Below are 20,483 nucleotides of genomic sequence, written 5' to 3'. Positions count from 1 at the left end.
GCCACTCCGGGCAGGACTGGGCACAATGCCCCCACTGCGCCCACCACGGCAGGCCACAAGCCCTGTGGTGGGTGGTGTCTTACCGACTCCCAGGAGTTTCGCCTCATGACTTCCCGTCTTTCGCTGGGCGCCGCCCTCGTGCTGGGCCTGTGCGCCAGCGTCACGGCCACGGCCCAGACCCCGCCAGCCGCCGGTGCCGGCAACACCAGCAGCGCCGCCACCACGCCGCCGCTGACCTATCCCGCCACCCGCAAGGTCGAGCAGTCCGACGCCTATCACGGCACGGTCGTCCAGGACCCCTACCGTTGGCTGGAGGACGACAACAGCCCCGAGACCAAGGCCTGGGTCCAGGCCCAGAATGCGGTGACCGACCGCTTCCTGCAGGCCATGCCGCAGCGCCTGCCCACGCGCAAGCTCTACACCGAGCTCTACAACTTCGAGAAATTCGGTGTGCCCTTCAAGGAAGGGGGCCGCTACTTCTGGACCCGCAATGACGGCCTGCAGCAGCAGGCGGTGCTCTACACCGCCCGCACGCTGAAGGACACGCCACAGATTGCCCTGGACCCCAACACGCTGTCCAAGGACGGCACCGTGGCCCTGTCCGGCACCGCCATCTCGCGTGACGGCAAGCTGCTGGCCTACGGCATTGCCGGCGCCGGCTCCGACTGGCAGACCTGGAAGGTCCGCGACCTGCAGACCGGCCAGGACCTTCCCGACACCATCGAATGGGTGAAGTTCTCCACCGCCTCCTGGACGCCGGACGGCAAGGGCTTCTTCTACGCCGCCTATGACGCGCCCAAGGCCGGCGAGGCCATGACCGGCGCCAACTACTTCCAGAAGCTCTACTACCACCGCCTGGGTACCGCCCAGGCCGACGACGTGCTGGTGGCCCAGAACCAGGAAGAGAAGCAATGGGGCTTCGGCGCGGATGTGACTGATGACGGCCGGCTGGCCATCATCAACATCTGGACCGGCTCCGGCCGCAAGAACGGCCTGATGCTGCTGCCGCTGGATGACAAGGGGGCTTATGCCGGCGCCAAGCCCGTGCCCCTGACCCTGGCGTTCGATGCGGAATACCTGCCGGTGGTGCTGGACGGCCAGCGCCTCATCCTCAAGACCGACAAGGACGCGCCGAAGGGCCGCCTGATCGCGGTGGACCTGGGCAAGGACTGGGCTGTTCCGGACACCAAGGCCTGGACCACCCTGGTGCCGGAAGGCAAGGAAGCCATGGTCAGCGCCAACGGGGTGGGTGGCCGCCTGCTGCTGAGCTACCTGGCAGACGCGTCCACCCTGGTGCGCGAGTACGGCGCCAACGGCAAACACCTGCGCGACATCCGCCTGCCCGGCATCGGCACCGCCGCCGGCTTCGGTGGCAAGTGGCAGGACAGCGAGACCTTCTTCAGCTTCACCAGCCTGACCTCGCCCGGCGAGATCCATCGCCTGGATGCGGCCAGCGGCAAGACCGAACTGTTCAAGCGGCCCAAGACCGCCTTCCAGGGCGACCAGTTCGAGATGAAGCGGGCCTTCGTCACCAGCAAGGACGGCACCCGCCTGCCCATCTTCATTGCCCATCGCAAGGGCTTGAAGCTTGACGGCAGCAACCCGACCCTGCTGTATGCCTACGGCGGCTTCAACGTGCCGATGACGCCCGGCTTCAATGTCACCGCCGCCACCTGGATGAAGATGGGCGGTGTCTATGTGCTGGCGGTGCTGCGCGGCGGCGGCGAATATGGTGCGGCCTGGCATGAGGCCGGCACCAAGGCCCGCAAGCAGAATGTCTTTGATGACTTCATTGCAGCGGGCGAATGGCTGGTGGACAACAAGTACACCCAGCCGTCCCGCCTGGCCATCAACGGTGGCTCCAACGGCGGCCTGCTGGTGGGGGCGGTGGTCAACCAGCGCCCGGACCTGTTCGGTGCTGCGGTGCCCCAGGTCGGCGTGATGGACATGCTGCGCTTCCAGAAGTTCACCATCGGCTGGGCCTGGGTGTCGGACTACGGCACGTCGGACAACGCGGAGGACTTCCAGTGGCTGATCAAGTACTCGCCGCTGCACACCATCCAGAGCGGCAAGCGCTACCCGGCCGTACTGGTGACCACTGGCGACCATGACGACCGCGTGGTCCCGGCCCACAGCTTCAAATACACCGCCACGCTGCAGGCCGCCAATACCGGCGCCGCGCCCAAGCTGATCCGCATCGAGACGCAGGCCGGCCACGGCGCCGGCAAGCCCACCTCCAAGATCATCGAGGAGCGGGCCGACATCCTGGCCTTCATCGCGCATACCTTCGGCATGGAGGTCCGCTGATCGTGCGGAAATAGACCGGAAATCCGGCCACTTGTTTGGCCGGATTTGCTCCCGGTTCTCTCCCGGACAGCCGCGTCAGGCGCGGCGAAGATGCGAAGCATGAAGACACGCCGCACCGCCGCCAGCTCCCCCACCACGCCCACCCCACCGGGGCGTCCCGGGGGCAGATGGCCGCTCGCGGCAGGGCAGCCGGCAGTCACTCGATTCGCCGGACCGGCCTGAGCATCACCCCTTCAAACGCGCCCTGGACGCGGCCCCTGCACGGGTCGCCCGGTCCGGCGCCCGTGCGCAGCATTCGCCACGCCGCAGCCCCACATCTGCACGCTTGCAGATGTCCAGGCGGCGTCCAGCGCTCTTGCCCAGCTCGCTCCGGCGAGCTGGGCTTTTTTCTGCCCGGGACGGGCGACATGCCCCACCGGCATCGCTGCTCTTTCGGGAGGAACCTGCAACAACAGGTCGGCGAGACCTTGAATTCGAGTTAATAGGGGGGATCAACGCGGCACGCCTCAGCGGCGACTCAGGCGTTTATGTTCCAGCCCAGCATGCCCCCATTCGTCGCGCAGGCGCAGGGTCTCTACACCGCCACCGCATTCAATCCACTCCCCGCGGCCGCCGGCCCGGCAGATCCGCCAGCGGACTGGCAATCTTTCATGGGGGATCTATCGGCCGAGCCTGAGTCGTTCGAGGACTTCCACCGATCCGACAGGTTCAAGCAAGTGCGGGACCAGTTCCTGGCGCGGCTCCAACAGTGCGAGCAGTTCGCGCGGCAGCATTTCACCAGCACGGCCGCAGCCACGATCGTCAACAACTTGGCGGTATTCCGTGCCCGGCTGCTGGACGGGGAAGGCACTCCCTATTTCGGGGAGCATCTCGCCATGTTGTATGGCGTAGGCAAACGAAGCTTGGACACCTTCTGTTTGCGCCTGGAACAGGCTGACATCGAATTGCGCCTGCGCAAGGCGACCCTGGATACCCTGGCAGACCAGTTGCAGTTCTGCAGGTCAACGGGGCCGGCCTTCATCGAGGCAGCCTCGGCGTTGGACCAGATCGAGGGCGGCCTGCATGGGCAGTTCCTGGCGGTGTTGAAGCAAAAAGTGGATGCGTTTCTGCAGCGGTTCGTTCGGCAAAACAATGCGTCCGGTGCCGCGAAGTGGCCGGAAAACATGGAAGTGCACGTCGTCAATCGGCTGAAGCTGGAACTGATGTTGCCGGGCGCTGATTTCCATGACCCGCTGAGTGAGGGGCCGACCCTGGTCAATGGAACGCAGTTGCGCGCCTGCGTCGGGCTGCTGCTCGATAAGCTTCGCCCCGTGAGCATCGCCGCCCACTTGGCTGAGGACTACCACGCCCGGTTTCTTGATGCCCTGAGCCAGAAGTTGAATAAGCCATCGGCCGCCATCGATCCGAATACCGCGATGCCTGAAATCCTGAAGGTGGCATCAGCGCTGGGCGCCACCTTTAGCGGCGTGTCCCTGCACAGCCTGCTCGCTGAAGACCCGACAAGCGGCGAGGTGCGTTGGCGTTCAGACCTCGCCCTGGTGGCCCTGGACTTGATGCGGGAGTTGGAACGGCTGAATCTGGTGGTGAATCAGCCGTCGGTCGATCTGATGACAGGCGGCGACGATCCGGACAGTCGTTGGCGTTTGCGCCATATCGACTTCCGCATCTTCCACATCGAGGAAGAGCACCTGGGTAACTCGACGATCTCGAATGTCTCGACCGACACCGTGGGCCTGCGACATTTCATGAAATGGCAGGAAAGCGGCCACGCACCGCTGAACGGCCTCACCGCCACTGCGGTGTCGGCATGGCCCGTCGCTCACCTGATGGATTTCCAGCCAGGCTGGCTGGGACTCGCCAGCCATGCCAAGACCTTGTTGCGACGGCTGGGTCCAGAACGCGCGATTTCCTGGATTCGATCGCACAAGATTGACGAGCAGGCTTTGAAAAGGCTGCTGCGGGGCGCGACAGCCACGGGAGAAATCAAGGTCCTCCAGGCACTGGTCGAGCGCGGCGGTCCACGGTCTGCGGCCGAATGGGTGCGCTTGGCAGACGGCCCCAGCATCCTGGCTTTCGCGGTGAAATGCGGCAACCTGACGATCTGCCGGTATTGGCATGACCAATTGCAGGCCTCCCTTGGCGATACCGCGACGGGGTCCTTGTCCGATGCCTTCACCACCAGGGAGGGTAAGCAATTAGCGCCAGTGGCGTTGTTGGCCGGTGATGCCGATATGCTGGATCTGATGCTGTCCCTGATGATCCAGGGCAGAAGCCGGAACCGACTCGACAGCGAAGCGCTTCATCGACTTCTCATGATGCCACTGCAGGGGGCGATGATGCGAGGTCAAAAGGCGGCGCTGGAAGTGGTCGGCCGCCATCTCACTCAGGCGGCACGCCACCATGGAATGCGCGGCGAGGTCCTGGAGCGAGCGTTGGGACAGAACCTTGTCGGTGCGGGATGTGTGGGTGCGCTGATCGGTAACCATGCACCCTGCGTCCGTTGGTTCTTCGACCTTGTGATCGCGCTTGGACGTGAGAAGTTGTTGATGCCATCGCAGGTGGCCCTCATGTTGGCCGGCGAAGGAGGTTCGCCCAAGATGCGGGGGCCGACATACCAAGCAGTGCGCAGAAACAATGCGGATGCGCTCGGGACTTTTCTGGCGCGGGCCGTGGACGCCACGACGGACGGCTGGATCGATACGGAGTGCCTGGCCCGACTACTGAGCTGCCAGCCCCCCACCCAGCCCCGACGCGAGTACGGACTGTGGCTGATGCTGGGCGGCGCGGGTGAACGTTGCCTGCAGGCATGGACGGATGCCGTCTTGAAGGCCAGAGAGAAGGGGTGCCTGGAATCCGACACGGTGGCAGGACTGCTCATGGCGCCCAACACTTCCGATATTCCCTACGCCCGTGGCACGCTGAAATACCCCTTTGCCGGCTTCAGCCTGACCCCGTGGCTCGAACTATTGACGCAATTGGCAAAGAAAGGGGCCATTGAGCGGCCGCACGTCAAGGTTTTGCTCGATGCGCGTGGTCTTGGCGGATCGAGCGAGAGCTCGCCCGCCCTATACGCCGCCATGAACCTGTGGACGGAGGCGCCGCAGGCCCCAGCACAGTACGTCCAGTTGTACTGTGATGCCAAGCGGGCGGACATCATCGACGCCAAGGCCCTTGAGGACCTGCTTTCGGCGATTCATCCCCAAGACTCGTATGCCACCGGCATGGTCAGGGCCATCGAGAACGGACGCCTGGACGCTGTACGCACCTACCTCCATGCGCTCATCACCCAGGCCCGCACCCGCGTATTTGAAGCCGACACCTTGCTGAAGCTGCTGGACGGCCGTGGCGTCAGCCAAGGCACGGCGCTCTTCGTCGCTGCAGTAGCCCTGGAACAGGAGTTGCTGAAGACCGTCTTGGCGGCCACCCTGGAGGCCACGCAATCGGGCCTGATCACGGGGGAGCAATGGCTGCGCCTGCTGCTGCCGGAAGACGACCTGCCCAACATTCTGGACGGGCTGGCCCTCCGCGACGACGCCAGCAGGATCGACGTGGTGCGTCGCGAGGTCAACCGCGCGCACGAGCTGCATCTCATCACACAAGCGCAATCTCAGACGCTGCACCAGCGTCTGGATTCAGTGAAACTTGGCGGACGTGAACCAACGTCAATCCCTTCAGTTGCGGGGAGCTGACCTTCCGGGCGCTCAGGGCGCCTTGAGCACATACGCCCGGACCGAATCTCCCGCCTTGGTGCCGGTGGATCCGTGGCCACCCGCGACCACCAGCAGCATCTGCCGGCCTTGTGCATCTTGATAGGTCATCGGCGTGGCCTGCCCGCCAGCGGGCAGGCGGTCTTCCCACAGTTGCCGGCCATTGCGCACGTCGTAGGCACGCACATAGTTGTCCATGCTGCCCGACAGGAAGGCCACGCCACTGGCCGTCATCAAGGGCCCGCCCAGGCTGGGCACCCCCATGCGGATGGGCAGCGGCACCGGCGATAGATCCCGGACCGTGCCATTGCGGTGGCGCCAGGCAATGCGGCCGGTGTTCAGGTCCACGCCCGCCACCGTGCCCCACGGCGGCGCCTGGCAGGGAATGCCCAGCGGAGACACGAAGGGCTTCATCTTCGCCGCGAATGGCGCGCCGAAGTTCTCATTGAGCGCCGGCAGGCTGCCCGTGGGCTCGCCCTTGTTCTGGACCAGCAGGCTGGTGTCGTCCTTGCGCGGCACCAGCTGCGAGGTAAAGGCCAGGACGGCGGGTGTGGTGAAGGCGATGCCGCGAACCGGGTCGACCGCAATGCTGCCCCAGTTGAACACGCCGAAGTTGCCGGGGTTGATCAGTGAGCCCTGCGTGCTGGGCGGGGTGAATCGCCCTTCGTAGCGCAGGGAATGGAAGGCAATGCGGCACCATAGCTGGTCCAGCATGGTGGCGCCCCACATGTCGCGTTCACGCAGTTGAGGCGGTTCGAACGAAATGGCAGACACCGGTTGGGTCTTGGCCGTGAAGTCCCCCGTGGCGGCCCCCTGCGGCGCGGCCTCCTCGCGCACCGGGAACACCGGCTGGCCACTGCGCCGGTCCAGCACGAAGAGCTCGCCTTGCTTCGTGGGTTGCACCAGGGCCGGTACGGCCTGGCCATTGACATGCAGATCGACCAGCACGGGTTGGGACGGCACGTCGTAATCCCAGAGGTCGTGGTGAACGGTCTGGAAGACCCAGCGCAGCTTGCCGCTGGCGATGTCCAGCGCCACGACCGAAGAGGAATGCCGCTCCACGGCCGCGGAGCGGTTGCCGCCCCACTGGTCCGGCGGCTGGTTGCCCATGGGCAGGTAGACCAGGCCCAGCTGTTCGTCCACGCTGGCCACCGACCAGCTGTTGGGTGAGTTGGCGGTATAGGTCTGGCCAGCCGGCAGTGGCGTGGTGGCGTCGGGGTTGCCGGAGTCCCAGTTCCACACCAGCGCGCCGGTCTCGATGTCGTAGGCGCGGATCACACCGGACTGTTCCTTGGTGGAGGCGTTGTCCAGCACCGTGCCACCCACGATCACCAGATGGCGGGTGACGACGACTGGTGAGGTGGCGTAGTAGGCACCGGGATCGGCATTGGGCATGCCCGCCCACAGATCAATGGCGCCGCCCTTGCCGAAGCCCTGGCAGACCTTCCCGGTGTCCGGATTGAGCGCAATCAGGCGCGCGTCCGCCGTGGGCATGAAGAGCTTGGCGGGGCAGTCGGCAGGTGCCGGTGCAGGTGCAGGTGCAGGTGCAGGTGCAGGTGCAGGTGCAGGTGCAGGTGCAGGTGCAGTGGCAGTGGCAGTGGCAGTGGCGCTGGCCGCTGGCGTCTGTGCGGCCAGCGCCGTGTCAGAGCCACTGGCGGCAGCCGCAGCGGCCGGCACGGCGGTGCTGCCGGCGGGCGGTTGATAGGAGAGACCGCGGCAGGTCAGATGCTGCAACGCCAGTTCGCCTCGGACCTGCGGGTCGTAGCGCCACAGTTCCTTGCCGGTAGTGGCATCGAGCGCCAGCACGGTCTGATGGGGCGTGCACAGGAAAACGCGTTGGCCGATCTTGAGCGGCGTGACCTCGAAGGTGGTCTCCTCCGGGTCACCCGGCCGGCCGCGCTTGTCACCGGTATGGAACTCCCAGGCGAGGCTCAGGTTCGCGACGTTCTGCGGGGTGATCTGGTCCAGCGGCGAATAACGCTGGCCAAATGCGGTGCGCCCGTAGGCATGCCACTCACCAGCAGGCACCGCATCAGCGGCGGCGCTGGCCGCCGGGGCCGCCCCGGGGGCCCCGGCGGCCATTTCGCCCTCCAGGGCATGGACGTCACGCGTCCAGGAAATCACCGCCACCACCACGAAGGACAGCAGCGACAGGGTGAGGGCCTGGGTCGGGCGGCTGCTCCAGCGCAGTCGCCGCGGGTCCGTCACCGCCACCGAGGGGTGCAGCCAGGGCAGCAGCGCCAGCATCAGGGCGCCGATGATCCAGGTCAGGTCCAGCCGCGCGGCCAGTGGCCACCAGTCCAACCCGGCCTCCCACACGGCCCACACCACACTCAGGAAGAAGAACAGGGCGTAGGCCAGGTAGGCCTCGCGCAACCGCCCCCACATCAGCCCGCCGATGACCGCCAGCGACAGGCCGGCGAGCGCGTAATACCAACTGCCGCCCAGGGAGGCCAGCCGCCCACCGACCGCCAGGAGCACGAAGCCCAGGATCAGCAAGGCCCCGCCAAACAGGCGGGCCAGGAACGGGACCGGGGCGGGAACAGGGGAGATCAGGGCGGCCATTGCGCAATCCATCGAGGCGATGCCGACGGTTGGCAAGTTTCATTCCCCTTGCACGGCCCTTGGGGCACGCATCGCTCGCGCACCTGTGCACATCTCGCCCCCGTGATCGCTTCACTGCCTCGTGTTACCCCCGCCGGCTGTGGACAAGTCGTGGGAGAAGCTGAGGTCGGACGCTTCAAGTCCTTGATCCAGCGAGGAAAACCTTCCTCTGCTCAAGAATGAGGCAGCGGCCATGCGGGCGTGCCATGACGGGTGGCGCAAGCGCTGCGCCAGGGGCCCGCAGAGCCTCAGCCTGCGGCCGACTCGTCTGCCAACCGCCCGTCCTCGCGCAACAGGGTCTCGAGCGTCTGCTGGCGCAGGCCGTAGAACTGCTTGATCTCGTGCAGTTGCGCCAGGAGTTCGGCGCGGCGGGCAGCGGTCAGTCCTTGCGGGCGCTTCACCGCCAGCACCATCTTGTTCTTGCTGGTGTGCTCCAGGGCGATGAATTCGATCACCTGGGTGTCATACCCCATCAGCTCCAGCAGCAGCGCACGGACCGAATCGGTCACCATCTCCGCTTCCTGGCCCAGGTGGATGCCATGCTGCAGCAGCGGGCGCAGCGCGGCCGGTGTCCGGATCTGCGGCCTGACTTCCTTGTGGCAGCAGGGCGCGCACATGATGATGCGCGCACCGCTGCGCAGGCCCACATGCATGGCGTAATCGGTGGCGATGTCACAGGCATGCAGGGCGACCATCACGTCCAGACGGATGTCCTCGCGCTGGCGCACATCGCCCTGTTCAAAACGCAGCCCCTTCAACGTGTGGCGCTTCACCGCATCATTGCCCAGCGTGACCATGTCCTGGCGCAGTTCCACGCCCTGCACGTCCGGCGCCAGGCCGACCGATTGCAGGTAGTCGTGCATGGCGAAGGTCAGGTAACCCTTGCCGGAACCGAAGTCAGCCAGGCGCACCGGCGTGCCAGGTGCCGAGAGGCCGGCATGGCGGACCGCCGCCCCGAATATTTCGATGAACTTGTTGATCTGCTTCCACTTGCGCGCCATCGCAGGCACCAGGTCCACCCGCCCCTTGACCTCGTGCGTGACGCCGAGTTCTCGCCAGAACGGGCTGCCCAGCGACAGGGCGCGCGGCTTCTCACGGTCATGGCCGCCGGCCACGGAAGGCTCGGGAGACTGGGCTTCGGTTCGATCGTCTTGCGGGCCGGAACCCTCGGCAACAGGCCGCTCGGCGTCTGGCCGCCGGGTGACATGCAGCAGCGGTTTGCCCTTGCGGCTGAAGCGCAACTGCACCTCCTGGGCCTCGGTATCGAGATTGGCCTGGCCGAACGACTGGCCCAGCAGCGTGGTGATCTCGGCCACGCCCGCCTCCAGCGTGTGGTTGCGGGTGATGTCCTTGGTGGCGTGACGCCAGAGGAAGCTCAGCGCCGCTTCCCCGCGCAGCTCGATCAGCCGCACCGTCAGGCGCTCCACGTCGCCCTCGCCCTGGTACTTGCTCAGCAGCAGCCGCTGCAGGCGGCGCTCGGCCACGGCGGTGCTGAGCAGGCGCAGGAAGCGCTCGCGCTCATCGGGGGCGGCACGGTCGTCGGGAGCCGGGGATACGAGGGAGCTGAACATCGGGACACGGGGGAAGGCCAATCCTGGATTGTCGCGGAAACAGGCCGGACGGGCCGCCGTAGGGGCTGTAGGGGCCGTGGGGGACGGAGATGCCTGAGGGGCCGAAGAGAGGACGAAGAGAGGCCGGAGAGAGGCCGCATGCCCCGGCTCAAGCGTCCCGGGCCAGCACAGCCCGGGCCCGGACCACGGCCTGTGCCGGGTCGTTCACCCCCAGTCGCTCGCACAAGCCCCGCATCTGTGCCTGGTAGGCCGCTTCGCTCAGTCCCAGTTGATGCACCTGCTGGCGCGGCGTGGGTTCCCCCAAGGTCCAATACAGCAGTTCTGCATCGGCCAGCGGCAGGCCCAGCGATTTGGCCAGGCGGGCCACCAGGGCGGCTTCGTCCGCCTCATGCAGCACCATCAGCCAGTGCCCGTCACCGATCACCACCGGGTCGGCCGGCATCAGGTTGAAACTCAGCCGCTGCCGCAACTGGCCCGCGCGGGGGGCCACCGTCAGGCCTGCGGGGACGGCGCCCGCACGGCGGCGCAGTGCTTCCCGGTGCAGCCAGGCCAGCACTTCTGGCGGCAGGCGGGCATGGTCCGCCCAGGGGGCCGGGAAGTACTGGAGCATCAGCGCGCGGGCCTGTGGGGTCTGCCAGTTGCAGTGCCCGTCGCGTTCGCGCACCGTCATGCTGGCCACGGGCCGCTGAGGTTCCAGCGCTGGCGACGTGGCGGCGGGATGGATTCGGCGTTCCACCTGGGCCAGCAGCTCGCTCAGCCGGACAGGCTTGAACAGGCAGTCGCTGGCACCGGCGGCCAGCAGGGAAGCACTGCGCTGGGCATCCTGGCGGCGGCTCAGGGTCATGACCGGAATGCCGCTGGCGGCCAGGCGGCGCAGCAGTTCCACCGGGGCATCGCCCGGCAGGTCGGGCAGCTCCATGTCCATCAGAATCAGCCGTGGCTGCGCGGCCAGGCCTTCGACGGCGGCCATGGCATCCCCGGCCCGCAGCAGTTCATAACCGCTCTCCTCCAGCACCTCTGCCAAAGGCTGGACCGACAGTGCCTGGACGATCAAGATGCGGACGGCGGAGGGTGGCATGTCTGTGTACAGCGAGGGCGGAGTGGGCTTGGGAGGCTCTGTCCGACGCGCAGATTTCGGCGTTGCTGGGCGTGTTGTGCAGAGCTTCCCTATTTACACCATACAAGTCCCATGCCTGCTTGCAAGCGGCCGCCATAATCCTGGGCCATGGATGAGACACCACCGCCCAGTGCCGACACGCCGCCGCCGCCCGCCGAGTCCGTAGCGCCCGTTGGGCCCGCAGGAGCCGGTGCGCCCGCGACGCCGTGGGAGGGCCCGGCACCGGATGCGGTGGCTTGGCTGCTGGTCAACTGGCACAACAAGCATCCGCTGGCGCGGCGCATTCATGTGCAGGACGTGCACACGGTGGGCGCGGTCGCCCTGCCCTTCCTGGCGCAGCCACTGCCCAAGGAACCCAGCCTGGATGCGGGTGGTGCCGAGGCGCCTGCCCAGGCCGCCGCAGCGCCGCCCAAGCGCCGTTGGCCCTGGCAACGGGCCAAGGCCGGTACCGGCGGCCCCCGACGAGCCTGGAGCGAGTCCTTCATCCCGGGCCTGAAGCCGGACCAGGTGGCCGCCATGGCCCTGGACCACGGGTTCACCAGTGCGCCGGATGAATTGCCGTTGCGGCGTGTTGATATCAGCAACAGTGAACTGGAATCGGGCGGCGCGAACCAAAGCGGTGCCTGGCCCATGGAACTGGTGCTGCTGAGTGCGGCCATCGACGCCGGGCCAGCCCGCACGCGCGTGCTGATCGGGCGGCGGGACAAGGTGCTGGGCCGGCGTGCGCTGGACCCGATCCGGCTGGGTGCCGTGGCTGCGGTGGCCGTGGTGCTGCTGGCACTGCTCATCTGGGCGCTTTGGCCTGCGTCCTCCAAGGAATCGGATGAAGCTGCCGCTGCAGCAGCTTCGGCGGCATCTGCAGCATCTGCAGCCTCTGCGGCCGCTGCAGCATCGGAGGCCGCCCATGCAGCCGCAGCCGCCGAGGAAGCGTCCGCCGCCCAGGATGGGGCATCGGCCGCCTCAGCGGCGGCTGCCGAAGGGGCTGCATCGGCGCCTTTGGCCGCCGCCTCCGACGCGGCTTCGGCACCAGAGGCAGCGGCCTCGGCAGCGTCTGCAGCCGCCCTCGCCGCCAGTGGGTCCGTGGACCTGCCCTTCGGCAAACCCCGGAACAATGGCGGGCGCCCGCCTCTGCATGCCGGCGTGGAGCCAGCGCCGAAGCCACCTGAAAAGGGCACCGAGAAGGCCACAGAGAAGGCCACGGAGAAGGCGCCCGAGGACGCATCCAAGGAAAAGGTTGGTTCGTCCAAGTCCGGCGCCTCCGCGCCCTCGGAGGCCGAGCAGCGTCTGAAGGTGGACGACACCGGCCTGAGCCAGATGATTAAACGCAGCGCGCCCGGCGAGAAGCTGGTGGCGCTGGTGGGGTTGCCGCAAAAGACCAAGCCGGAGGCTGAAGCCCAACTGGCCAAGTTGCAAGAGATGGTGGGCGACACACTTCGCGGTGGCGGCCACACGGTCAACGGCGCGGTCTTCCAGACCAAGGAGGGCTGGCGCGCCGCCGTCTGGCCCTTCGGAAGCCGGGAAGAGGCACAACTGATCAATGCCACCCTGCTGGCGCGCGGCATGCGGGCGCGGGCGGTCGATTTCTGAAAGACAAAGGCCCGGGTTCAGACCAGAACCCGGGCCTCAGTCAGCAAGACCGTCTGAGCCGCGTGGGCGGTACCGGCCGCCCTGTCAGGAACGGTAGTCCGCGTTGATGGTCACGTACTCATGGCTGAAGTCGCAGGTCCACACGGTGGTTTCTGCCGGGCCGCGATTCAGGCCCACCCGCACCGTGATCTCGCTTTGCTTCATCACACGCTGGCCATCCTCTTCCCGGTATTCGGGACGGCGGCCCCCCCGGGTGACCACGTGCACATCGTCCAGGTGCAGCTCGATCAGGCCCTGGTCCAGATCGTCGATACCGGCGTAACCCACGGCCGCCAGGATGCGACCCAGGTTGGGGTCGCTGGCGAAGAACGCCGTCTTGACCAGCGGCGAGTGGGCGATGGCGTAGGCGGCCTTGCGGCACTCCTCCTCGTCCCTGCCGCCCTGCACCACCACCGAAATGAACTTGGTGGCGCCTTCACCGTCCCGCACGATGGCCTGGGCCAGTTGCTGGGAGACCGACACCAGCGCGTCACGCAGAAGGCGACCTTCTTCGCTGGTGAGCGAGGTGATGGGGGCATGACCGGCCTGGTGGGTAGCGATCAAAACGAAGGAGTCGTTGGTGGAGGTGTCGCCGTCGATGGTGATGCGGTTGAACGACAGATCCGCCGCCTCACGCACCAGCGGCTGCAGCAGCTCCGGCGCGATGACCGCGTCGGTGGCCACGAAGCCCAGCATGGTGGCCATGTTCGGGCGGATCATGCCCGCGCCCTTAGAGATGCCGGACAGGGTCACGGTCTTGCCGCCGATCACCACCTGCTTCGAGCAGGCCTTGGGCAGGGTGTCCGTGGTCATGATGCCGGCGGCCGCCTCGCCCCACTGGTCCGCCCCCAGGGCGGCAATGGCGGCCGGCAGGCCCGCGACGATACGGTCCACCGGCAGCGTCTCCATGATCACGCCGGTGGAGAACGGCAGCACCTGTTGCGGCTGCAGCTGCAGCAAGCCTGCCAGCGCGTCGCAGGTCTGGCGCGCCCGGGCGAGGCCGTCCGCACCGGTGCCCGCATTGGCATTGCCGGTATTGATCACCAGCGCGCGGATGTCCGTGTCCTTGGCCAGGTGTTCCTGGCACACCTGCACCGGCGCAGCGCAGAAGCGGTTGCGGGTGAACACACCGGCCACGCTGGCACCGGCGTCCAGCGCCACCACGGTCAGGTCGCGGCGGTTGGCCTTGCGGACCCCCGCCATCGTGACGCCCAGCCGCACGCCGGGCACGGGCAGCAGGGATTGGGGATCGGGAGCGGTCAGGTTGACAGGCATGGCAGTGCAGCTCTGAGAAGAAATGAGATCGGCACCCGATGCGCTGGGGGCCGTGCAGACGCGCGCATTGTAGGAGCGCCGCCCGGACCAATGAAAAAGGCCTCGCAATGCGAGGCCTCTGTGCGGTGCTGTGAGGCGAAACGCCTCCGGCAGAACGCGTGGCGGGAAGGTGTCAGACCTTGCGGCGACGCACGGCGACCAGGCCCATGGCACCCAGGCCGGCCAGGATCAAGGTGCCGCTCTGCGGTTCCGGCACCACCGAAGCGGCGGCCGGCACGAGGTTGAACACGCCGGAATAGGTGGCCGCGATGCTGGTGCCGGCCGCCAGGGAGCCGCCGGCATAACCCTCGACGGTCAGCACCAGGTCACCCACCAGGCCGTCCTGCGACAGGTAGGCGAAGCTGGTGTGCGAGCCGTCACCGTTGTCGAAGGTGTTGATGGTCATCGCCGCGCCGTTCAGCCAGGCGTTGGTGAACGAGATGCTCTGGTCGTCAGACGCGCCGGTGGTGATCAGCAAGATCTCGACCAGCGAGCTGCTGGTGGCGGTGAGCCGGAAGGTGTCCAGGAAGCTGCCAGCATCGGAATGCGTGGTGAAGGTGGCACCGGTGTAGCTCGTGCCGGCGCCGCTGGTCAGCACCACGTCCTGATCCTGGAAGAGCGACGAGGTGGCAGCCTGGCCGGCAGTGGCGGTCAGCGCCATCACGCTGGCGGCGATGACGGGGATCAGGCGGGAAATCAGGCGTTGCATGAGGCGTCCTTGGTACGGCGTGTCTCGGGATTGGTCTGATTCAGACCGGTTGGGATTGTGCTGTTTTACGGCGGCGCGTAAACACCAGCCCCATCAAACCGACGGCAGCCAGCGCCATGCTGGCCGGTTCCGGCACCTGCGTGACGTTGATGGTGCCGGAGTAGCTGGCGTTGATGGCCGTGCCAGCGGCCAGGCCGGCGCCGGCATAGCCGTGGATGGTCAGCACCAGCGGCGTGGTCAGCGCCGTGTTCAGCAGACTGGCGATTTCGATCCCGTCGGGGTTGCCGCCCAGCGCGCTGCGGGTGATGGTGTAGCTCACGCCGTTGATCAGGGCGGTGATGAAGTCGATGTCCAGCGACTGCGTCGAGCCGATGGCCGCCAGGCTGCCATTGACCATTGCCAGACCGCTGGCACCGGTGAAGGTGAAGGTGTCCACGAACTCGCCGGCCACCGTGTGCACCGAGGTGAAACCGGCGGTCAGGGTGGAAGAGGTCTTGCTCGCCTGCAGGGCCACCGATTGGGCGGCCGTCACCGGCGCGGCGTGGGCGGCGGCGGCACCAACGGCCAGGGCCGCGGCAAGGGTCAGACGGGCAATGAGGTTCATGGCAGTGCTGTGGAGAGGCCCGGAGGGGCGGGTCTTGCTTGCACTGTATAGAGGGGTGGCCCTTCCGCGTCCCCCGCGCTGCGGGGGGACGCCCCCTCGCCTGTGCGATTGGTGTGATAAAGCACACATCCCGGGGCAACTGTCTGTCCCCGGATGCACATCGGTGGGCAGGAAACAACAATTCCGATGCACGCACGGTGCCGATGTCCGGCACGGAGGGGCGATGAAAAGCGGCGCCCGAAGGCGCCGCAGATCCAGCAGGGTCAGGTGTGGTGTCGCGTCAGGCCAGCTTGCCGTGGCACTGCTTGAACTTCTTGCCGCTGCCGCAGGGGCAGGGGTCGTTGCGGCCCACATGGCCCCACTCGGCCGGTACGGCGGCCGGGCCAGCAGCCGCTTGCGGCTCCTGGGAAATCGAGCCGTCTTCGTTCGGGTGGGTGTAGGTGACGTTGCTGACGCTCTCGGCACGCTGCTCGATGGCGTCCGCCGCTGCGCTGGCTTCGGCCTCGCTCTGGATACGCACCTTCAGCAGCATGCGGGTGACATCGGTCTTGACCGTGTCCAGCAGTTGCGAGAACAGCTCGAAGGCTTCGCGCTTGTATTCCTGCTTCGGGTTTTTCTGGGCGTAGCCGCGCAGGTGGATGCCCTGGCGCAGGTAGTCCAGCGAGGCCAGATGCTCGCGCCAATGCTGGTCGATGCTCTGCAGCAGCACCATGCGCATGAACGGGGTGAACTGCTCCAGGCCGACGCGGTCCAGCTTGTCCTGGAACGAAGCGTCACCGGCGGCAATGACCTTCTGCAGGATGTCCTCGTCCGTCAGGGACTCGCTGTTCTTGAGCAGCTCGGTCAGCGGCACATCCAGCAGCCACTCGTCTTTCAGCACACGCTCCAGCGCGGGCAGGTCCCACTGCTCTTCCAGGCTCTCCTCCGGCACGAAGCCGCGGACCACATCGGTCAGGGTGCCTTGGCGCAGGTGGGTGATCTGGGCCAGCAGGTCTTGCGCTTCGAGGATCTCGTTGCGCTGCTGGTAGATGACCTTGCGCTGGTCGTTGGAGACGTCGTCGTACTCCAGCAGTTGCTTGCGGATGTCGAAGTTGCGCGCCTCGACCTTGCGCTGCGCGCTTTCGATGGAGCGGGTGACGATACCGGCTTCGATGGCTTCGCCCTCGGGCATCTTGAGCCGGTCCATGATCGCGCGCACGCGGTCACCGGCAAAGATGCGCATCAGCTGGTCGTCCAGCGACAGGTAGAAGCGCGAGGAGCCCGGGTCGCCCTGGCGGCCGGAGCGGCCACGCAGCTGGTTGTCGATACGGCGGCTTTCGTGGCGCTCGGTGGAGACCACGCGCAGGCCGCCAGCGGCCTTGACCTGCTCGTGCAGCACCTGCCACTCCTGCTTGAGGGTGGCAATACGGGCGTGCTTGTCGGCTTCGGAGAGGGACTCGTCCGCCTCCACGGCGGAGACTTCCTTCTCGATGCTGCCGCCCAGCACGATGTCGGTACCGCGGCCCGCCATGTTGGTGGCGATGGTGATCACACCCGGGCGGCCAGCCTGGGCAATGATGTCCGCTTCACGGGCGTGCTGCTTGGCGTTCAGCACGTTGTGCGGCAGGCCGACCTTGACCAGCATCTCCGCGATGATTTCGGAGTTGGCCACCGAGGTGGTGCCCACCAGCACCGGCTGGCCACGCTTGTGGCAGTCCCGGATGTCTTCAATGACGGCCTTGTACTTTTCGTCGTTGGTCTTGTAGACCAGGTCGAGTTCGTCGCGGCGCACGGTCGGGCGGTTGGGCGGAATCACCACCGTTTCCAGGCCGTAGATTTCCTGGAATTCGTAGGCTTCGGTGTCGGCCGTGCCGGTCATGCCGCCCAGCTTGCCGTACATGCGGAAGTAGTTCTGGAAGGTCACCGAGGCCATGGTCTGGTTCTCGGCCTGGATCTGCACGCCTTCCTTGGCTTCAACCGCCTGGTGCAGGCCGTCACTCCAGCGGCGGCCCGTCATCAGGCGGCCGGTGAACTCGTCCACGATGATGACTTCACCGTTCTGCACCACATAGTGCTGGTCACGGTGATAGATATGGTGGGCGCGCAGCGATGCATACATGTGATGCATCAGCGTGATGTTGGCCGCGTCGTACAGGCTGGCGCCCTCGCTCAGCAGGCCGGTCTCGGACAGCAGGCGTTCGGCGTTCTCGTGACCGTCTTCGGTCAGGTAGATCTGGTGGGATTTCTCGTCCACCGTGAAATCGCCCGGATCGATGACACCCTCGCCGGTACGCGGGTCCAGCTCGCCGATCTGGCGCTTGAGCTTGGGGGCGACCTGGTTGATGGCGTGATACATCGCCGTGTGGTCTTCGGCCTGGCCGGAGATGATCAGCGGCGTGCGGGCCTCGTCGATCAGGATGGAGTCCACCTCGTCGATGATGGCGTAGGCCAGGCCACGCTGAACGCGGTCCTGCACCTCGTAGACCATGTTGTCACGCAGGTGGTCGAAGCCGTATTCGTTGTTGGTGCCGTAGGTGATGTCCGCAGCGTAGGCGGCCTGCTTCTGGTCACGCGGGGCGTGCGGCAGGTTGATACCGACAGACAGACCCAGGAACGTATACAGGCGGCCCATCCACTCGGCGTCCCGACGCGCCAGGTAGTCGTTCACCGTCACCACGTGCACACCCTTGCCGGTCAACGCGTTCAGGTAGACAGGCAGCGTGGCCATCAGCGTCTTGCCTTCACCGGTGCGCATTTCGGCAATCTTGCCGCCATTGAGCACCATGCCGCCGATCAGCTGCACATCGAAGTGGCGCATCTTCAGGACGCGCTTGCTGCCTTCGCGGCAGACGGCAAAGGCTTCCGGCAGGAGGTCATCCACCGTTTCGCCGGCGGCGATGCGCGCCTTGAACTCTTCGGTCTTGCCGCGCAGTTGCTCGTCGCTCAAACCTTCGTACTGGGACTCCAGCGCGTTGATCTGCTGGACGACCTTGCGGTAGGTCTTGAGCAGCCGCTCATTGCGACTGCCAAAAATCTGGGTCAAAAGCTTGGGCAACATGAAGGCGGATGGTGTTCTTGTCGTGGATACACGGGATGCCGTCAGATGGGGGCCACGCAGGAGCATTGCAAGCCCCGCGAACTGGCGGCGTGCACTTCCTTCCGGGCTCGTCTCTGGACAGCAGCGGCCGGGCACACGCCCCGCAGCATCCACGCGTAGAAAAGCCGGCGGAGTTTAGCACCCGGACTTTCGGGCCCGGGGCCGGCCGGAAGGGCAAGGGCGGCAGGTGTGGCGCGGTACATGCCCTTACACTGCCGGCATGACCACGCGCTATCTGCCGCCCCGGCCCAAGCCAGCGGCTCCGGAACCCATGGATTTCGGGCAGGCCGTGTCGCGCCACGGCACCCTGGCCCAGCTGGGCCAACGCCTGCAAGCCTCGCAACGGCACCTGGCCGTGATCAGCGTGGCCCTGCCCGCAGGCATGCGCCAATTCGTACAGGCAGGCACGCTGGACGACCAGGGCTGGACCGTCGTGGCCCATAACGCGGCCATCGCCACCAAGCTGCGCCACATGCAGCCCGTGCTGCTGCGCCTGCTGCAAGAGCAGGGGCTGCTGCTGGAAGGTGAGCTCCGGATCCGCGTGCGGCAGTCCTGAACGCCTGCGGCGCCGGGCCCTCCGGCACCTCTTGCCATTGCGGCCATTGCGGAACAGGCTCGCATGTGTATAGCGTATCGAGCCATGCCAAGGGCCACTCACGGCCACTCACCTGCACAGCCTCCGTCAGTTCACCGGCCCTGGACCTGTCGTCTTCATTTGTTGCTGATGCGCAAGCAAATGACAACCGCACCAAGGGTGTGCATTTGCCTTGACGGAATCGCACATCGGCATCGTCGTGGGGCCCCGACACTGTCCGGGTCATGTTGTACGAAGCCGAGTTGCTCAGCTGCCCAATGGCCCCTGCCGCAGAAGGGCCCCGGAAAAAGCGCCACACGCTGCCGCAGCGTCCTGCCCTGACAGCGTTGACACGGTCTTCATGCGAACGCTATAACCCTAGTCGTCAAACCGGTAATAAGTCACGACTGTGCTGCCGCTGGCCCGACCTTGAAACCTTGTGTCAGCCGCGACCAGCCATGGTCCCAGGCCGTAGACCTTCAGGGAGAAGTCCATATGTCGCATTCCCAATCGTCCCAGCCGTCCTTGGCAGCGCCGTCCACCCGCGCCGAGGAATCCCGAAGTTTCATTGTGCTGGCTGCCGTGATGGCGCCCGTCCTGTCCGTCGTCTTTGTTGCCGGCTACGGCTTCACGGTCTGGATCTATCAGCTGTTTGCCGGGCCCCCCGGCAGTTGAGCCGCAGCGGGCAACGCCGCCCGCACGCTTCCCGCCTGACGACCGATCGGGTTGCAGGCCACGCTTGTGTCGCCCATCCGTCTCGCACTCCTGCGTCGCGTCAGCCCTGCGCTGCCCGCCCAGCGGTGCGTTCACGGCCGCGCCTGTCGCGCATGCGCCAGGCGAAGGGCGCCATGCCACTGCCACCACAGGACAGCGCCATGCCCCCAGAGATCCACATCGCCAGCGCGATCATCTACACCTTGCCGTCCCATGTGGACGCGGTGGCCACGCTGCTGGCGCGCATGCCCCCCATCCAGCTGCACGGCCGCTCTTCGGCCGGCAAGCTGGTGGTCACCCTGGAAGGCGGCACCAGCGGGGAGATCCTCGATCAGGTCGGCGCCATCCAGCAACTGGACCAGGTGATCAACGTGGCGCTGGTGTTCCAGGCCATCGAGCCGGATGAAGAGGCCAGCGGTGAGGCCAGCAATGAGACCAGAGATAAGGCCAGCAATGAGACCGGCGACCAGGCCGCTCGCACGCCCTGCGCCTCACGGTCCCCGCCCGTCACTCCCGCGCTTCAAGCGGCGCCCCAGCCCTGAGCGCAGGCCCTGTCATTC

At 66.5% G+C, this 20,483-nt stretch carries 13 protein-coding genes; 6 read left to right on the top strand and 7 right to left on the bottom strand.

Features of this window, described 5'->3' with window-relative positions:
* Window positions 1-105 precede the first annotated feature (105 nt).
* Both BMY53_RS10630 and BMY53_RS10625 read left to right on the top strand, forming a co-directional pair.
* Window positions 106-2,307: a prolyl oligopeptidase family serine peptidase gene (locus BMY53_RS10630; RefSeq protein WP_092946314.1), complete on the top strand. Its 2,202-nt coding sequence runs from the start codon at window positions 106-108 to the stop codon at window positions 2,305-2,307.
* A 542-nt stretch (window positions 2,308-2,849) separates the two neighbouring features.
* Complete coding sequence (locus tag BMY53_RS10625; RefSeq protein ID WP_143074025.1) at window positions 2,850-5,996, top strand: hypothetical protein; 3,147 nt, start codon at window positions 2,850-2,852, stop codon at window positions 5,994-5,996.
* 12 nt (window positions 5,997-6,008) lie between these two features.
* On the opposite strand, the gene BMY53_RS10620 is transcribed toward BMY53_RS10625, so the two are convergent.
* The 3 genes from BMY53_RS10620 to BMY53_RS10610 all read right to left on the bottom strand — a co-directional run bounded on the left by BMY53_RS10620 (window position 6,009) and on the right by BMY53_RS10610 (window position 11,267).
* A complete protein-coding gene (locus BMY53_RS10620) occupies window positions 6,009-8,579 on the bottom strand; it encodes a membrane-bound PQQ-dependent dehydrogenase, glucose/quinate/shikimate family (RefSeq protein WP_092946310.1) in 2,571 nt (856 codons plus the stop codon).
* A 287-nt stretch (window positions 8,580-8,866) separates the two neighbouring features.
* Window positions 8,867-10,189 carry a class I SAM-dependent methyltransferase gene (locus BMY53_RS10615; RefSeq protein ID WP_092946308.1) on the bottom strand — a complete coding sequence of 441 codons (1,323 nt, stop codon included), beginning with the start codon at window positions 10,187-10,189 and terminating at the stop codon, window positions 8,867-8,869.
* Between the two features lie 148 nt (window positions 10,190-10,337).
* Complete coding sequence (locus BMY53_RS10610) at window positions 10,338-11,267, bottom strand: response regulator (RefSeq protein ID WP_092946306.1); 930 nt, start codon at window positions 11,265-11,267, stop codon at window positions 10,338-10,340.
* A 147-nt stretch (window positions 11,268-11,414) separates the two neighbouring features.
* Between BMY53_RS10610 and BMY53_RS10605 the strand changes: the two genes are divergently transcribed.
* Entirely contained in the window at window positions 11,415-12,893 is a 1,479-nt protein-coding gene (locus tag BMY53_RS10605; RefSeq protein ID WP_092946304.1) for a hypothetical protein, read from the top strand.
* 84 nt (window positions 12,894-12,977) lie between these two features.
* Here BMY53_RS10605 and argJ read toward each other — a convergent pair whose 3' ends face one another.
* From argJ to secA, 4 genes are all read right to left on the bottom strand, one after another.
* Window positions 12,978-14,207, bottom strand: a complete 1,230-nt coding sequence (gene argJ / locus BMY53_RS10600) for a bifunctional glutamate N-acetyltransferase/amino-acid acetyltransferase ArgJ (RefSeq protein WP_092946302.1) — start codon at window positions 14,205-14,207, stop codon at window positions 12,978-12,980.
* A gap of 172 nt (window positions 14,208-14,379) precedes the next feature.
* The gene (locus BMY53_RS26355; protein WP_092946300.1) at window positions 14,380-14,955 is read right to left on the bottom strand and encodes an FxDxF family PEP-CTERM protein; all 576 of its coding nucleotides are present in this window, start codon (window positions 14,953-14,955) and stop codon (window positions 14,380-14,382) included.
* A 40-nt stretch (window positions 14,956-14,995) separates the two neighbouring features.
* Window positions 14,996-15,559 carry a PEP-CTERM sorting domain-containing protein gene (locus tag BMY53_RS26350; protein ID WP_255370133.1) on the bottom strand — a complete coding sequence of 188 codons (564 nt, stop codon included), beginning with the start codon at window positions 15,557-15,559 and terminating at the stop codon, window positions 14,996-14,998.
* Between the two features lie 280 nt (window positions 15,560-15,839).
* A complete protein-coding gene (gene secA, locus BMY53_RS10585) occupies window positions 15,840-18,596 on the bottom strand; it encodes a preprotein translocase subunit SecA (RefSeq protein WP_092946296.1) in 2,757 nt (918 codons plus the stop codon).
* A 259-nt stretch (window positions 18,597-18,855) separates the two neighbouring features.
* On the opposite strand from secA, the gene BMY53_RS10580 reads away from it, so the two are divergent.
* From BMY53_RS10580 to BMY53_RS10570, 3 genes are all read left to right on the top strand, one after another.
* Entirely contained in the window at window positions 18,856-19,191 is a 336-nt protein-coding gene (locus BMY53_RS10580; protein WP_092946294.1) for a DciA family protein, read from the top strand.
* Between the two features lie 513 nt (window positions 19,192-19,704).
* Complete coding sequence (napE, locus tag BMY53_RS10575) at window positions 19,705-19,884, top strand: periplasmic nitrate reductase, NapE protein (protein ID WP_092946292.1); 180 nt, start codon at window positions 19,705-19,707, stop codon at window positions 19,882-19,884.
* A gap of 173 nt (window positions 19,885-20,057) precedes the next feature.
* Complete coding sequence (locus BMY53_RS10570) at window positions 20,058-20,465, top strand: chaperone NapD (RefSeq protein WP_177200823.1); 408 nt, start codon at window positions 20,058-20,060, stop codon at window positions 20,463-20,465.
* Window positions 20,466-20,483: the final 18 nt, after the last annotated feature.

Source organism: Roseateles sp. YR242, assembly GCF_900109745.1.
Taxonomy (GTDB): Bacteria; Pseudomonadota; Gammaproteobacteria; order Burkholderiales; family Burkholderiaceae_C; genus Roseateles.
The sequence above is the reverse complement of the archived record's forward strand: the minus strand, read 5'-3'. Positions and strand labels throughout refer to the sequence as shown.